This window comes from Arthrobacter sp. E1SS-5 (assembly GCF_057073715.1).
On the sequence record NZ_CP172703.1, the window covers coordinates 2,252,710 to 2,268,216 of the forward strand.

A 15,507-nucleotide genomic window follows, 5' to 3' on the forward strand; every position below is an offset into this window, starting at 1 on the left:
GCCGGGCCGGTCTAGCATGAGGTCATGCAGTGGCAGCAGGACATCCTGGGCGGGGACTTTGAGTCCTATTCCTTTGTGGCCACCGGACCTGATGGTGTGGAGCGGACCGCAACCCTGGTACGGCTGCGGCCCGAGCCGGACAGGGCCGCCGCCGACGGCCGCCGCGGTGCAGTCCTGTTCCTGCACGGCTGGAGCGACTATTTCTTTAACGTGGACCTGGCACGGTTCTGGGCTGGGGCGGGATACGACTTCTACGCCCTGGACATGCACAACCACGGCCGCAGCCTGCGCCCGGAATCACCTGGTGGGTATGTGGCGGACCTCGCGGCATATGACGCCGAGATAGAAGAAGCGCGGCGCATCATACGCGCCGAAGGCGCCCCCGGTCCCCTGGCCTTGATGGGCCATTCCACTGGCGGACTGGTGGCAGCGCTCTGGACCAGCCGCCATCCCGGGGACGTGTCGCTATTGGTCCTCAACAGTCCGTGGCTGGAGATGCACGGAAGCTCACTTGTTCGCCGGGCTGCGGCCGGCATGGTGCGGCCGGTGGCCCGCCTCCGGCCCCAAACAGTCCTCCGCCTGCCCGAACGGGGCCATTACTGGCGCACCATCAGCAGCGCCGCCGACGGCGAGTGGCCGCTTGACGAGCGCTACCGGCCCCGGATGGCGTTCCCCGTGCGGGCGGGGTGGCTGAGGGCGGTACTGGCAGGGCATGCGCGGGTGGCGCGCGGCCTGGGAATCGAAGCGCCGATCCTGGTCCTGCTCTCCAAGGGGAGCGCCAACGGGCTGCTTTGGTCCGAGGAAATGCGCCGCACCGACGCCGTCCTGGACGTCAATACCATCAGCGCGCGGGCGCTGACCCTGGGCCGCACGGTGACCCTTGAGCGGATCGACGGCGCGCTGCACGACGTCTTCCTCTCCCCCGAGCCGATTCGGTCCGATGCCTACTCCAGGCTGGCCCGTTGGCTGCGCGCGTACGGGTGAGGCTATTCCGCTTGGAGCCCCGCCGGGCGATCGTGCCGGACTTCCGCGGGAGCAGCAGCGGCATCCACGGCACCCCCGTAGCGGCGGTCCCTGCGGGCATATTCCTCGACGGCGGCCCAAAGGGTGCGCCTGTCCACGTCCGGCCACAGCGTGTCCATGAAGACGAACTCGGCGTAGGCGGACTGCCAGAGGAGGAAGTTGGACAGCCGCTGCTCGCCGGAGCTGCGCAGGAAGAGGTCCACATCCGGCAGGTCAGGCTCATCGAGGTACTTCTGGATGGTCCGTTCCGTGATGGCACCGGGCTTCAGCTTGCCCGCTGCCACGTCGGCAGCAATGGCGGACACGGCATCGGTGATCTCAGCCCGGCCGCCGTAATTAACACACATGGTCAAATTACAGGTGCTGTTGCCTGCCGTGAACTCCTCGGCCTCTTCGAGCTCCCGGATCACCGAACCCCAGAGCTTCGGGCGCCGGCCGGCCCAGCGGACGCGCACTCCCCAGTCATCGAGCTGGTTCCGCTGCCTTCGCAGCACATCCTTGTTAAATCCCATCAGGAAGCGGACTTCCTCGGGCGACCTGCGCCAGTTCTCCGTGGAGAAGGCGTACACGCTGACGTACTCAATCCCCAGCTCGATGGCGCCGGCCATGACGTCAAGCAGCGCGGGCTCCCCCGCCTTGTGCCCCTCGATCCGGGGCAGGCCCCGCTGGTTGGCCCACCGTCCGTTGCCGTCCATCACGATGGCCACGTGCCGCGGAATGAACTCAGCCGGAATGGAGGGAGCCACCGCACCGGACGGGTGCGGGTAGGGGGCCACCACGGGATGGGTCCGCCTGCGGGCTGCGTTGTTCTTTTTTCCCAGGGCCACTGTCAGCTACGCTCCACATGTTTGAGGGATTTCAATACTCGTTCCAGATGCCACTGCAGGTATGCAGCCACCAGTCCCGCCGCCTCCTTGCGGTGTTGCGCCTGGGAAGCGTCCGCCGTCGTCCAGTCCCCCGTCAGCAGCGCGGCCAGCAGGATCACGGTCTCCGGCGCCGGGGCCGGAGACCCGGGCGGCCTGCACTGCGGGCAAACCATTCCGCCCAGGGGTGCGGAAAACGCCGTGTGCGGGCCGGGCAGGCCGCAGCGCGCGCAGTCGGTGAAACTGGGCGCCCACCCCCCGGTAGCCAGCGCGCGCAGCAGGTAGGAGTCCAAAATAAGGCCGGCGGCATGCTCGTCCCGGCTTAGCGCGGCGAGGGCCCCCACCAGAAGGTTGTACTGCGCGGTGCCGGCCTCGCCATCCACATCCGTAAGTTTCTCCGCCGTCTCGGTCATCGCTGCGGCAACCGTGTACCTGCCGTAGTCCGCAGCGATGCTTCCACCGTAAGCACCTTTGGCGACGGCCTGGGTAACGATGTCCAGCGTGCGCCCGGACACCAGTTGGAGGTCCGCCACCATAAAGGGCTCAAGCCGGGCCCCGAAACGGCTGCTGGTGCGGCGCACACCCTTGGCGACGGCGCGGACCTGCCCATGGTGCTTTGTCAGGAGGGTGATGATTCTGTCCGCCTCGCCCAGCTTGTGGGTGCGGAGCACCACGGCGTCGTCCCGGTACGCCCGGGAGGCGAAAGACTGTTGGGGCACGCTCTATCTTCCCATCCTGCACAGCAACATGCTGCAAAGGCGTGGTGGCGCCGCCGGTTGGAGCGGCGCCACCAGCTGCAGGTATCAGGCCTGGGCGTCCCGGATGGCCCGGTTGACTGCCGAAATGACGGCCTTGAGTGAGGACATGCTGGTGTTGGCGTCGATCCCGACGCCCCAAAGGACCCGCTCCCCCACGGCGCACTCAACGTAGGCAGCGGCCATGGCGTTGCCGCCCTCGGACAGCGCGTGCTCGCTGTAGTCCAGCACCCGGACGTCCACGCCGTCCTCGTGCAGGATGTTCAGCAGGGCCGCGATGGGACCGTTGCCGGTGCCGGTGCGGCTCACCTGGGCACCATCAATGGTGAGGGACGCGTGCAGCGTCATGCCGCCGTCGGCGTCCGTTTCCGTCTTGACGCCGCCCAGGGAGTAGCGTCCCCACTGCCCGTCAGCCTGCCCGGATGGCAGGTATTCGTCCTGGAAGATCTGCCAGAGCTGCGCGCCGCTGACCTCCCCGCCGACGGTGTCGGTGCGGCGCTGAATGACGCCGGAGAACTCGATCTGTGCACGGCGCGGCAGGTCCAGGCTGTGTTCATTCTTCAGCAGGTAGGCCACGCCGCCCTTGCCGGACTGCGAGTTCACGCGGATCACGGCTTCGTAGCTGCGGCCCAGGTCCTTGGGGTCCACGGGCAGGTACGGCACCTGCCAGGTGAAGTCGTCCACGGACTTGCCGGCTGCTGCGGCGTCGCGCTCCAGGGCTTCGAAGCCCTTCTTGATCGCGTCCTGGTGGGAGCCGGAGAAAGCGGTAAACACCAGGTCTCCGCCGTACGGGGACCGCTCCGGGACGGGCAGCTGGTTGCAGTACTCCACGGTGCGGCGGACGTCGTCGATGTTGGAGAAGTCGATCATGGGGTCGATGCCCTGGACGAACAGGTTCAGGCCCAGGGTCACCAGGTCCACGTTGCCGGTGCGTTCGCCGTTGCCGAAGAGGCAGCCTTCGATGCGGTCGGCACCGGCCATGTAGCCCAGTTCGGCCGCGGCAACACCGGTACCGCGGTCATTGTGCGGGTGCAGGGACAGGATGATGCCTTCACGCGGGTGCAGGTGCCGGCTCATCCATTCGATGGAATCTGCGTAGACGTTGGGTGTGGCCATCTCCACGGTGGCGGGCAGGTTGATGATCACCTGGCGGTCCGCTGAGGCTTCAAAGACGTCGGCGACGGCGTTGCACACCCGGACCGCGTACTCCAGTTCAGTGCCGGTGAAGGACTCCGGGGAGTACTCATAGGTCACGTGCGTGTCCGCCAGGGTCTCCTCGTACTTCTTGCACAAGCGGGCGCCCTGGAGGGCGATGTCCAGGATGCCGTCCTCGTCCTGGTTGAAGACCACCCGCCGCTGCAGCACGGAGGTGGAGTTGTAGAGGTGGACGATGGCCTGCCTGGCGCCCACCAGCGATTCGTAGGTCCGTTCGATCAGGTGTTCGCGCGCCTGCGTCAGAACCTGGATGGTGACGTCGTCCGGGATGTGGTTGCCCTCGATGAGCTGGCGGACAAAATCGAAGTCCGTCTGGGACGCGGACGGAAAGCCGACCTCGATCTCCTTGTAACCCATGCGGACCAGCAGGTCGAACATCTTCATCTTGCGGGCCGGGCTCATGGGGTCGATCAGGGCCTGGTTGCCGTCGCGCAGGTCCACCGCGCACCAGCGCGGGGCCTTGGTGATGACTTTGTCCGGCCAGGTGCGGTCCGGGAGTTCAACTTTGATCTGGTCCTGGAACGGCGTGTACCGGTGAGCAGGCATTCCTGAGGGCTTCTGTGCGTTTCGCATGACGTTCGTGGCCTTTTCTATCGATCTTCAGTGAAAGGGTGGCCGGGCAACACAAACTCCGCAGCGAGGGTGGGCCGTGCGCTAGATAGCGTCTGTGGCCTCGCCGCGGCAGCTAAGGAGAAGGAGCTCTGCACGCACTCTTTGAGGGTAACACGGGTGCGTAAGATGAAAGGGCACTACCGTCCGTAAAGTCCAGCATGCAGACGCCGCGGGTGTTCCGCCCGGCAGCGGCGTTCCAGCAAAAGGAGTTGCAGTGCCCATTTCGGGGATCGATCTGTCCACCATTGATCACACAGTCCGGCCGCAGGATGACCTGTACCAGCACGTCAACGGCGCCTGGCTGAAAGCAACCGAGATTCCCGACGACCGGCCCCTGGAGGGAACCTTCACCGCGCTCCGCGACGGCTCGGAGATCGCGGTCCGGGACATCATCGAGGAGGCTGCGGCCAAGGGAGCGGACGCCACCGGGATCGAGCGGAAGATCGGCGACCTCTACAACAGCTTCATGGATGAGGCCGCTGTTGAAGGCAAGGGCATGGAGCCCATCCGCGCGCGGCTGGCCGAGGTTTTCGCCACCGGCTCGGTGCCGGACCTCATCGCACTGGTGGGCCGGTTGTTCCGCGCGGACGTTGGCGGATTGTTCTACATCTACCCTGCCCCCGACGCGGGCAACCCGGACAGGGTCCTGCTGTACACCGGTCAGGGCGGCCTGGGCCTGCCCGACGAGTCGTACTACCGGGAGGAGAAGTTCGCTCCCATCGTCTCCGCCTACACCGGGCATGTGGAGAAGATGTTCAAACTCGCCGGAGTGGCCGATCCCCAAGGCGCAGCCAGCCGGGTTGTGCAGCTGGAGACGAAGCTTGCATCCCACCATTGGGACAACGTCACCCTGCGCGATCCGCAGAAGACCTACAACCTGAAGACGGCCGAAGAAGCCAGCGGGCTCTTCCCGCTCCTGGGCACCTGGTTTGATGCTGCTGGAATCGATGCCGACAAGCGGGCGGAAATCGTGGTGAGCACCCCTGACTTCTTTACCGGCGCGGCTGGACTCCTGGACGAGGTCCCCGTGGAAACCTGGCAGGAGTGGCTGGCCATGCGGGTCATCAGCGGCGCCGCCCCCTACTTGTCCTCGAGCTTCGTGGATGCCAACTTCGCCTTCTACGGCACCACCATCAGCGGCACGCCCCGCAACAAGGACCGGTGGAAGCGGGGCGTCGCCGTCGTCGAGGCCGCCCTGGGCGAAGCCGTCGGGCAGATTTACGTGGCACGCCACTTCCCGGAGACCCACAAGGCACGGATGCAGACCCTGGTGGCGAACCTCATTGAGGCCTACCGCCGCAGCATCACCGGGGTGGGTTGGATGGGTGAGGACACCAAGGCCGAGGCCCTGCGCAAGCTGGAGGCCTTCCGGGCCAAGATCGGCTACCCGGACAAGTGGATTGACTACTCCGCTGTGGAGATCGACCCCAACGACCTCCTCGGCAACGTGGAACGGGCGCATAATGCCGACGTCGACCGGCATCTGGATGAGGTGGGCAAGCCCGTGGACCGGACCAAGTGGCTGATGACGCCGCAGACGGTCAACGCCTACTACCACCCGATGATGAACGAAATTGTGTTCCCGGCCGCCATCCTGCAGCCGCCGTTCTTTACCGCCGACGCCGACGACGCGGTCAACTACGGCGGCATCGGCGCGGTCATCGGGCACGAGATCGGCCACGGCTTTGACGACCAGGGCTCGCAGTTCGACGGCGGCGGAGCCCTGCGCAACTGGTGGACGGACCAGGACCGCCAGGCGTTCGAGGCCCTGACGGCGCGGCTCGTGGCCCAGTATGACGCCCTGTCCCCCACTGCTGCCCCGGGCCACCACGTCAACGGCCGGCTCACGCTCGGTGAAAATATCGGCGATCTGGCAGGCCTGACCATCGCCTACAAGGCGTACCAGATCAGCCTCGACGGCAAGGAACCGGAAGTCCTGGACGGGCTGACCGGGCAGCAGCGCTTCTTCGCGTCCTGGGCGGCGGGCTGGCGCCAGGTGATCCGGCAGGAAGAGGCCGTCCGCCGGCTCGCCACCGATCCCCACTCCCCCAATGAGTTCCGGACCAACGCGATCGCGAAGAACCTGGACTCCTTCCACGACGCGTTCGAGGTTACCGAGGACGACGGAATGTGGATGCCGCCAGCCGAGCGCGTCAGCATCTGGTAGCCAAAAAGTTAGGCCCCGCCGGTACGGCGGGGCCTAACTTTTTGCCGGCGGACTGACACCGTCGCCGTGGCCTGCTGCTACCGCACGATCAGCTCAGGGTTGGCCTGCTGGCAGACTTTGTCTCCTGCAGTCTGGTTGACGATGTCCTGCGGCAAAGCCGGGGCCGTCCCGCCGCCGGCTCCTGCTCCGTAAGTGGTGCCGCTGGTGAAATCGCTGCCGACGTAGACCTGCACGCCCGATACGCCCGGGGCAGGAATCATGAGGGTGGCCGGAATCCCCAGGAGGGCGGCGACGTCGGCCGCCACGTCTGCGAAACCGTTGCCGTAGTACACGGCAGTCTTGGCCACTGGCTGGGCGAGGAACTGGCCGGTCTGCGTGAAGCCGCCGGCCACCAACGCCTGGACGATCTCCTGAGCGCGTCCGCTGACGCCGCTTCCGTTGGCGACAGTGACGGGCTGGATGGCCTTGTTGTACGGCGGCACCGGCGGAGCCGTCTCCGTCGGCGCCGGAGACGGTGATGCCGTCCCGCTGGGCGACGGCGAAGCGGGCGCTGTGGGATCGGTGAGGTCCACGTTCTTCCGCAGCGCCGAGAACAGCTGTGCACCCGCAGGCTCCGCGATAACGAGCCGGTTGGGATCAACGGGCGCCGGCGTGGTGGGCACCGCCACGAATGCCACCTTGCTGATATCGATGTCCTTGAGCCGGGTGCCGATGGTCAGCAGGGTGGGAACGGAGGCAAGCCCGTCGTCAACGGTCAGGTTCTGGGTCACGACGTCGGCGATCTTCAGCATTTTCGCCGGATCGGACAGCGTTCCTTCATCCTTGATCTTGCGGGTCAGCGAGGACAGGAAGCCCTGTTGCGCCTTGATCCGCCCCAGGTCGCCGCCGTCGGCAAAAGCGTGGCGGGTCCGGAGGAACGCAAGCGCCATTTCGCCCTGCACCGTCGATGTTCCTGCGGGCAGCCGCAGCCGGGAATCGGGGTCGTAAACGGCGTCGCTGATGCAGACCTCTACTCCGCCCACTGCATTGGACAGCTCCTTCACGGCGTTGAAGTCGGCCATCATGAAGTGGTCAACCTGCATGCCGGTGAGTTTGTTGACGGTGTCCACGGCACAGCCGATGCCGGCCTCGCTCATGGCCTCGTTGATCATCACACCGCTGCGGGCAGGATAATCTTTGCCGGTCTTCTTGTCCTTGCAGTCGGGGATGTCCACCAGCAGGTCGCGCGGGAAGCTGATGACGTTGACGCGCTTGTTGTCCTCGGAGATGTCCATCAGCATCATCACGTCCGATTTGCCGTAGCCGGTGGAATCGTCGCTGGTTCCGTACTCCGAATTCTTCCCGTCGCGGGTATCCGAGCCGAGTATCAGGATCTGCAACCGGCCGGTGGCATCGTTCCCGGCAGCCTCAGTGTTCTCCCCGCCGGCATTCAGCGGCGCCTTGGAGATGTTGTTCTGGAGCCGGAAGAACCAGAACCCGCCAAAAGCGATAGCGCCTACGAGGACCAGTGCCACCACGCCAGTGACGGCCTTCAGCCACAACGGCATCCCGCGCAGGGGGCCCAGGTGGCGGGCAGCACCAACGGCACCGCCGTTTGCGTGACGGGATACCGGTCCCGTCCCGGCTGACAGGTCAGCCTCGTTGTCGCGTCCATCGCGGCCTCGATCCACCTGGTGAACCTTCCTCTAAGTACGAAATCCGGTCCATTTTAGTGGTCCAGTGGGGAGAACTCGCCGGCGCCCTCCGCCGAACGCCTTTATCGTAGGTCAGAAACCGAGTTTGACCAGCTGTTTCGGGTCGCGCTGCCAGTCTTTGGCCACCTTGACGTGAAGATCCAGGTAGATCCGTGTGCCCAGGAGCGCTTCGATGCCCTTGCGGGCATTGGTTCCCACTTCCCGCAGCCGGCTGCCGCCTTTGCCGATGATGATGGCCTTCTGGGACGGCCGCTCCACGTAGAGGTTGACGCGGACGTCCAGCAAGGGGTTGTCGTCCGGCCGGTCTTCCCGGGGGACGATCTCCTCCACCACCACGGCCAGGGAGTGGGGAAGCTCGTCCCGGACCCCCTCGAGGGCAGCCTCGCGGATGAGCTCGGCAACCATCACCGCCTCGGGCTCGTCCGTCAGTTCACCGTCTGGATACAGGGGCGGCGACGGCGGCATGTGGCTGATCAGGACGTCGGCCACCGTTTCCACCTGGAAACCGTCAGCAGCGGAGACCGGAACAATGTCCTTCCAGCCGTCCTCCCCCATCACCTCACGTCCCAGGGCCGCCACGGCAAGGAGCTGTTCGGTAAGTGCCTGCTTGTCCACGAGGTCCGCCTTGGTGACGATGGCGACCACCGGCTTGCGTCCGACGGCGGCGAGCTGCGCTGCGATGAATTTGTCGCCGGGGCCGATTTTCTCGTTCGCCGGGAGGCAGAATCCAATGGCGTCCACCTCGGCCAGCGTATCTGCAACGAGGTCGTTCAGGCGCTTTCCCAACAGGGTGCGGGGACGGTGCAGCCCCGGCGTGTCCACCAGGATCAGCTGGGCATCGTCACGGTGCACAATGCCGCGGATGGTGTGCCGCGTGGTCTGCGGTTTAGCGGAGGTGATGGCCACTTTTTTGCCCACGAGGGCATTGGTCAGGGTGGACTTGCCCGCGTTGGGCCTGCCGACCAGGACCGAGAACCCGGCGCGGAAGCCGCCGAAGTCGTCCGGTAGTTCAGCCTTATTTTTCTTGCTCACGTGGAACTCCCTGCTGGGTTGCTTCGGCCTCTTCCAGGAGGCCTTCAAGGTCAGTCTCTACTCTTGGTACGGGCGCCGCAATGATGTGGCTGACCCGGTTCCGGCGGCCCTCCAGCCGCTCCGCCCGCAGGGATACGCCCTGCACTTCCACGCTGCTGCCCACGATCGGGACTCGGCCAAGCGCCTTGGCGAGGAGGCCGCCCACGGTGTCCACTTCGTCGTCGTCAATCTCCAGGTCGAACAGCTCACCGAGATCGTCGATGCCCATCCTGGCGCTCACCCGGTAGGAGCCGTCGTCCAGTGCCACCGCTTCGGCGCTCTCGGTGTCGTATTCATCCACGATCTCGCCCACGATTTCCTCGATCAGGTCCTCGAGGGTTACAAGCCCGGCCGTACCGCCGTATTCGTCGATGACGATGGCCACGTGGGTGGATTCCTTCTGCAGTTCGCGCAAGAGGTCGCTGACGGGCTTGGACTCCGGCACGTAGCGGACTTCACGGGCCAGGGACTCCACCAGGGGCGGTTCCTGGTCCGGGCCCAGCTGGTGGATGACCGCGGCAACGTCCTTGAGGTAGACGATGCCGAGGATGTGGTCCGTGTTTTCGTTGATGACCGGGATGCGGGAGTAGCCGGAGCGCAGGAAGAGGGACATTGCCTGGTGCAGGCTGGAGCCGGCGTCGATACTGACGATGTCCGTCCTGGGCACCATGACGGCCCGTACCAGGGTGTCACCGAAGTCGAACACCGACTGGATCATCTCCGCCTCCGTGTCCTCGATCATGTCGGACTCACTGGCCCGGTCCACGAGTTCACGGAACTCCTGCTCGCTGAAGAAGGCGTCATCTCCGCCGGGCGCTCCGGGCGCCGCTGAGCTGCCAATGGCAACCAACCAGCCCGGAACCGGTCCCAGCACGCTGGTGAGGAACCGGACCATGGGGGCGGTGAAGCGGACCACCGCTGTGGAGTGCAGCCGGCCGAGCTGCCGGGGCGAAACTCCCACGATCACGAAGCCCAGGAGGGCCATGATGCCGGTGGCCACCAGGCCGGCGAGCCACACGTTGTCCACCAGGCTGGCGATCAGCACCGCGACGGCGACGGCGGAGGCCATCTCGAACCAGACACGCCAAAACCGCAGGGCCCGGGTGTGGGCCACGGGTTCGGCAAGGATGCGGCGCATGGCGGTGCCGCGGCTCCGGTGCAGTGCCTCTTCGGCGTCGTGGCGGGGAAGGAAGCTGAAGGCGGCCTCGGCAGCGGTCAGCACGGCCGCGACGGCAAGGAAAACCAGTGCCACCGCGACCAGGAGCAGTTGCGTCACTGGGTTGTCTCGGCGGGGGCTTCTTTGCCGGTGAAGCCGGAAAGGAGTTCGCGCTGGAGCCCGAACATCTCGGCTTTTTCTTCCGGCTCGGCGTGGTCGTAGCCCAGCAGGTGCAGGATGCCGTGGGTGGTCAGGAGCAGCATCTCGTCCTGGAGTGAGTGGCCGGCGTTCCGGGCCTGGACCTTGGCCACCTGCGGGCAGATGGCGATGTCGCCCAGCATTCCCTGGGGCGTGGGCCGGTCCGGGGTTCCGGGGGTCAGCTCGTCCATGGGGACCGAGAGCACGTCCGTTGCGCCAGGTTCATCCATCAGCTCAATGTGCAGCTTTTCCATGGCGGGTTCGTCCACCAGGAGAATGGAAAGTTCGGCCTGCGGGTGGATGTAGAGCTGTTCAAAGATGTACCGCGACAGGGCAACGAGCTCCGATTCCTCCACCTGGATGCCGGACTCGTTGTTGACCTCGATGCTCACGCGTGTTCCCCCCGTTTTTCCCTGCTGGCTGAGTGCTTGACCCGGTTGCGCTGGGTTTCGTCCCAGATGCTGTAGGCGTTGACAATGTCTCCGACGAGCCGGTGCCGCACAACGTCGGCGGCGTCCAGGACGGAGAAGTTGACGCCGTCGATGCCTTGCAGGATTTCCTCAACGATCCGCAGCCCGGACCGGGTGCCGAACGGAAGGTCCACCTGGGTGATGTCTCCGGTGACCACCATCTTTGATCCGAATCCAAGCCGGGTGAGGAACATCTTCATCTGTTCCGGCGTGGTGTTTTGGGCTTCGTCGAGAATGATGAAGGCGTCGTTCAGGGTTCGCCCACGCATGTAGGCCAGGGGCGCCACCTCAATGGTGCCGGCTGCCATGAGCCTAGGAATGGATTCCGGGTCCATCATGTCGTGCAGGGCGTCGTAGAGCGGCCTGAGGTAGGGATCGATCTTGTCGCTGAGCGTGCCGGGCAGGAATCCCAGCCGCTCCCCCGCCTCCACTGCGGGGCGGGTGAGGATGATCCTGCTGACCTCTTTTTGCTGCAGTGCCTGCACCGCTTTCGCCATGGCCAGGTAGGTCTTGCCCGTACCAGCGGGCCCGATGCCGAAGATCACCGTATTGGCGTCAATGGCATCCACGTAGTTTTTTTGGTTGAGCGTTTTGGGCCGGATCGTCCGGCCACGGCTGGAGAGGATGTCGTGGGTGAGCACGTCCACGGGATTCTGCAGCGACTGGGTGCGCAGGAGTGACACCAGCTGCTGCAGTACCGCCGGCGTGATGACAGTGCCCCTGGCCACCAGTCCGCGGACCTCCTGGAGGAGCCGCATGATACGGGGGACGTCAGTGACGGGACCACTGATGGACAGTTCGTTGCCGCGGGCGTGGAAGTCGACATCGGGAAACTGCTCTTCGATGAAACGCAGCGCCTCATCGTGGCTGCCAAGTGATTGAACCATCTGGTCGGTGTTCTCAAAGAGGACAACTTCGGTCCGGGTGCCGGGCATGGAGTGGGGAAATTCCCCCGGACTGCCTTCGCCCGTGTTGAGCCGGCGCTTACCATTTGCTGATTCAGTCATGGTGTTGGCCCGCAGGCCCGTGGTCCCCTCGAAGTTCGACATCACTTGTTTGCGTTTGGCTGATGCCGGGGCCCGTTGCGCGGCGCTCCCTGCCCAGCGATCCCTTTATCTTACGCCAGCACCGGTACGGAGCGGATACCTGGCGCAACGGAAGCGTCCACGCCACCCGTGAAATGGCTCCCAAACAAACCCTTAGATATCAACTTCATATCGGCCTCATATCGTTCCAGTTGCAGTTGGCCGGAAGGAGGCACAGAGCGGCTGACCGCGCGCACCGCTGTGCAATGCTGGAAATCCAGCATCTGCTGGGACGCCAGGCCGCCAGGGGGATCGGCCCGCCACGCCAGGAAAGGACAAGGGCAGGACAGTGCCGGAAACCTCTGCGCCCAAAAGGGCAGGACGCCCCATGGGCCGGGTGCGCCCGGCTGTCCTTGCAGGAATCCTGGTGCTTGTTCCGGTCCTGGCCGGCTGTACGGCCGAGGGCGGGCCTTCCCCTGCAGGCACCACCGCGTCGGTCCCGGCCTCCGGCGGCACAATGCCGGACGCCCCCTCCACCAGCGCCCCGCTGGAAACCACGCAGTCCTCCAACAAGGCCCCGGTCTACTGGATTGGCCGCAGCGGCGCGAATATCTTCCTTTACCGTGAATTCCGGGACGTCCCCGAGCAGGACAATCCGGTCACCCGGGCCCTGCGCGCCATGATGTCGGAAAAGCCCCTGGACCCTGATTTCTTCACCCCCTGGCAGAACCCGGACAAACTGGCCACTTCCATTTCAGGCAAGGATGTCATCACCGTCGACGTCTCCGCCGACGCCTTCAACAGCAACCTCGATGCCGACATGGCGGCCCGGGCCATCCAGCAGCTGATCTACACGGCCACCGCGGCGGCTGCCAGTTCGGGCCTGATCGACACCAGCCAGCAGATCCGGGTCCGGATCCTGGTGGATGGCCATACGGACTACGTCGCGTTCGGAAAGATCCAGCTGGGCGCACTCATGACGCGGGCAGCAGGCCTTGTGGCGCCGGTATGGATTATCGACCCCCAGGAAAACACCGACGTGCCGGGCGGCAGCGTGAAGATCACCGGGCGCAGCACCTCACCGGGGGCGAAGCTCCACTGGCAGCTCCTTCGGGCCGGGGACGGCGGCAGCAAAGCGCCCTTCCTTAGCGGGGAAACGACGGCCGGCGCCGAGCAGGGACAGGCGGGCGCCTTCACGCTTGCCCTCAACCTGCCGCCGGGCGACTACGAGCTCCGGGTAGCGCAGGCCGGCTCCGGCGGGGAGCCGGACAAGAACGAGGACACGAGATCCTTTAAGGTCCAGTAGCGGTCCAGCGCCCAAGGATGTCGCTGGCCAGGACGACGGCGGCCGGGCCGGCTGTGGAGGATCGCAGGACATGGTGCCCCAGCAGGGCCGTCACAGCGCCTTTGTCGCAGAGTTTGGTTACTTCCCGCGGGCTGATGCCGCCCTCCGGGCCCACGATCAGCAGGATTTCTCGGGGGCCCATGCCTGCCCTCGCCTGCCACGCCTCCAGGACGGTACGCAGCGGCCGCACGGCGTCTTCATGCAGGATGACCGCCAGGTCCGCCGTTTCCACGGCGGCGGAAAGCGCTGTGGTGTCGACGGCGGAACGCACCTCCGGGATCCAGGCACGCCGCGCCTGCTTGGCGGCCGCCGTCACGGTTGACTCCCACTTGGCATGCGCCCGCGCTGCCCGGTCGCCTTTCCAGCGGACGATGGACCGTTCAGACTGCCAGGGCACGACGGCGTCGATGCCCAATTCGGTGGCTGTCTCAATGGCCAGCTCGTCACGGTCTCCCTTGGCCAGGGCCTGGACCAGCACCAGCCGGACGTCGGGCCTGTCTTCCACTGTCAGGCTGCTGCACTCCACCTCGAGCCCGGACGGCGTGGCCGAGACGACCTTTCCGGTCATTCGGGTGCCGGCGCCGTCGACAATATCCACGGCCTCGCCCGGCGCCAGCCGCTTCACGGTGACGGCGTGCCGCGCCTCGGCCCCTTCGAGGACGAACATGCGGCCCGGCGTCGTTGCGTCCAGGGAACCAGCGGAGGTGAAGAAGACGGGGTTGCTCACCGCTACAGGTTCCCGAACCGGTCCCGGAGCTTGGCGAACATGCCGCCGCTGGCAGCCAACTTGCCCTCGGTAATCTGCTCACCCCGGAGCTTGGCCAGTTGGCGCAGGAGGTCCTCCTGCGCGGAGTCGAGCTTGGCCGGGGTGTCCACCTGCAGGTGGACCTTCAGGTCGCCGCGGCCGTAGCCCCTCAGGTGGGTAACACCCAAGCCGCGGAGGGTGATGATTTCGCCTGACTGGGTTCCCGGCTTGACGTCGATCTCCTGGGTACCGTCGAAGGTTTCCAGGCTGACGTCCGTGCCCAGGGCTGCCGCGGTCATGGGGATGTGCAGGGTGGCGTGCAGATCATCGCTTTCACGCACATACGTGGGGTCGTTGTTGACGCGGATCTCCACGTACAGGTCACCCGCCGGGCCCCCTGCCGGGCCTGCCTCCCCCTGGCCCGAGAGCTGGATGCGGGTACCGGTGGCGACGCCGGCGGGAACCTTGATGGTCAGCGACCGGCGGCTGCGGATGCGGCCCTGGCCACTGCATTCGTTGCAGGGGTCCTTGATGACCGTGCCGAAGCCCTCGCAAGTGCCGCAGGGGGCTGCCGTCATGACCTGGCCGAGGATGGAACGGACGGCCCTCTGGACCTGGCCGCTGCCGCCGCAGATGTCGCAGCGTTCCGGCTGGGTCCCGGGGCGGCAGCACGATCCGTCACAGGTGGGGCAGACCACGGCGGTGTCCACCTCGAGCTTCTTGTTGACTCCGAACACGGCGTCACGGAGGTCGATCCGGACACTGATGAGCGCGTCCTGGCCGCGGCGGACACGCGAGGCAGGGCCCGAAGTGCCGCCGGCGCCAAAGAAGGTGTCGAAGATGTCCTGGAACGCGAATCCCTGGCCTGCATAACCGGCACCGCCGAAGCCATTGTCCGTGCCGTTTTCATTGCCGGTGGTGTCGTAGATCCTGCGCTTCTGGGGGTCGGAAAGGACCTCGTAGGCGTGCGTTACCGCCTTGAAGCGCTCTGCAGCGTCGGCACCTGGGTTAACGTCCGGGTGGAGGGTGCGGGCCAGCTTGCGGTAGGCCTTTTTGATCTCTTCCCCCGTAGCTTCGGGTGAGACTCCAAGGACGTCATAGTGGCTGCTCAAAGTTCGTGTCTCTTCCTTGTAGTACTGCGTTCAGTTGGTCGGCCAGGGCTCTCGTT

The 15,507-nt window shown here is 65.8% G+C and carries 13 protein-coding genes; 3 read left to right on the top strand and 10 right to left on the bottom strand.

Translation table 11 applies throughout. The features are described 5' to 3' along the window. Nucleotides 1-24 precede the first annotated feature (24 nt). Nucleotides 25-984: an alpha/beta hydrolase gene (locus ACIGJD_RS10430; RefSeq protein WP_483686148.1), complete on the top strand. Its 960-nt coding sequence runs from the start codon at nt 25-27 to the stop codon at nt 982-984. Between the two features lie 2 nt (nt 985-986). On the opposite strand, the gene ACIGJD_RS10435 is transcribed toward ACIGJD_RS10430, so the two are convergent. The 3 genes from ACIGJD_RS10435 to leuA all read right to left on the bottom strand — a co-directional run bounded on the left by ACIGJD_RS10435 (nt 987) and on the right by leuA (nt 4,429). Then, nucleotides 987-1,850, bottom strand: coding sequence for an isoprenyl transferase (locus ACIGJD_RS10435; protein WP_483686149.1), 864 nt, complete (start codon nt 1,848-1,850; stop codon nt 987-989). Nucleotides 1,851-1,852: 2 nt separating this feature from the next. Then, a complete protein-coding gene (gene recO, locus ACIGJD_RS10440; protein ID WP_483686150.1) occupies nt 1,853-2,605 on the bottom strand; it encodes a DNA repair protein RecO in 753 nt (250 codons plus the stop codon). Nucleotides 2,606-2,689: 84 nt separating this feature from the next. Continuing rightward, the gene (gene leuA, locus ACIGJD_RS10445; protein WP_483686151.1) at nt 2,690-4,429 is read right to left on the bottom strand and encodes a 2-isopropylmalate synthase; all 1,740 of its coding nucleotides are present in this window, start codon (nt 4,427-4,429) and stop codon (nt 2,690-2,692) included. A gap of 253 nt (nt 4,430-4,682) precedes the next feature. Here leuA and ACIGJD_RS10450 point away from each other — a divergent pair, with 253 nt between their 5' ends. Then, nucleotides 4,683-6,635, top strand: coding sequence for a M13 family metallopeptidase (locus ACIGJD_RS10450; protein WP_483686152.1), 1,953 nt, complete (start codon nt 4,683-4,685; stop codon nt 6,633-6,635). 77 nt (nt 6,636-6,712) lie between these two features. Here the strand turns inward: ACIGJD_RS10450 and ACIGJD_RS10455 are convergent, their stop codons facing one another. The 5 genes from ACIGJD_RS10455 to ACIGJD_RS10475 all read right to left on the bottom strand — a co-directional run bounded on the left by ACIGJD_RS10455 (nt 6,713) and on the right by ACIGJD_RS10475 (nt 12,231). Further along, nucleotides 6,713-8,305, bottom strand: a complete 1,593-nt coding sequence (locus ACIGJD_RS10455) for an LCP family protein (RefSeq protein ID WP_483686153.1) — start codon at nt 8,303-8,305, stop codon at nt 6,713-6,715. A gap of 96 nt (nt 8,306-8,401) precedes the next feature. Then, nucleotides 8,402-9,361 (bottom strand): GTPase Era, encoded by a 960-nt coding sequence (era, locus tag ACIGJD_RS10460; RefSeq protein ID WP_142133781.1) that lies wholly within the window; start codon nt 9,359-9,361, stop codon nt 8,402-8,404. Continuing rightward, nucleotides 9,345-10,676, bottom strand: a complete 1,332-nt coding sequence (locus ACIGJD_RS10465) for a hemolysin family protein (RefSeq protein WP_483686154.1) — start codon at nt 10,674-10,676, stop codon at nt 9,345-9,347. Before ACIGJD_RS10465 ends, era begins: the two co-directional genes overlap by 17 nt. After that, nucleotides 10,673-11,146, bottom strand: a complete 474-nt coding sequence (gene ybeY, locus ACIGJD_RS10470) for an rRNA maturation RNase YbeY (protein WP_141941473.1) — start codon at nt 11,144-11,146, stop codon at nt 10,673-10,675. The genes ACIGJD_RS10465 and ybeY overlap by 4 nt, the downstream gene beginning before the upstream one ends. Continuing rightward, nucleotides 11,143-12,231 carry a PhoH family protein gene (locus ACIGJD_RS10475; RefSeq protein WP_483686155.1) on the bottom strand — a complete coding sequence of 363 codons (1,089 nt, stop codon included), beginning with the start codon at nt 12,229-12,231 and terminating at the stop codon, nt 11,143-11,145. The genes ybeY and ACIGJD_RS10475 overlap by 4 nt, the downstream gene beginning before the upstream one ends. A 406-nt stretch (nt 12,232-12,637) precedes the next feature. On the opposite strand from ACIGJD_RS10475, the gene ACIGJD_RS10480 reads away from it, so the two are divergent. After that, the gene (locus ACIGJD_RS10480) at nt 12,638-13,555 is read left to right on the top strand and encodes a GerMN domain-containing protein (RefSeq protein ID WP_483689468.1); all 918 of its coding nucleotides are present in this window, start codon (nt 12,638-12,640) and stop codon (nt 13,553-13,555) included. On the opposite strand, the gene ACIGJD_RS10485 is transcribed toward ACIGJD_RS10480, so the two are convergent. Both ACIGJD_RS10485 and dnaJ read right to left on the bottom strand, forming a co-directional pair. After that, a complete protein-coding gene (locus ACIGJD_RS10485; protein WP_483686156.1) occupies nt 13,542-14,321 on the bottom strand; it encodes a 16S rRNA (uracil(1498)-N(3))-methyltransferase in 780 nt (259 codons plus the stop codon). The two genes, ACIGJD_RS10480 and ACIGJD_RS10485, sit on opposite strands and share 14 nt — an antisense overlap. A gap of 2 nt (nt 14,322-14,323) precedes the next feature. Next, nucleotides 14,324-15,451 carry a molecular chaperone DnaJ gene (gene dnaJ / locus ACIGJD_RS10490; protein ID WP_142133776.1) on the bottom strand — a complete coding sequence of 376 codons (1,128 nt, stop codon included), beginning with the start codon at nt 15,449-15,451 and terminating at the stop codon, nt 14,324-14,326. Between the last annotated feature and the right edge of the window lie 56 nt (nt 15,452-15,507).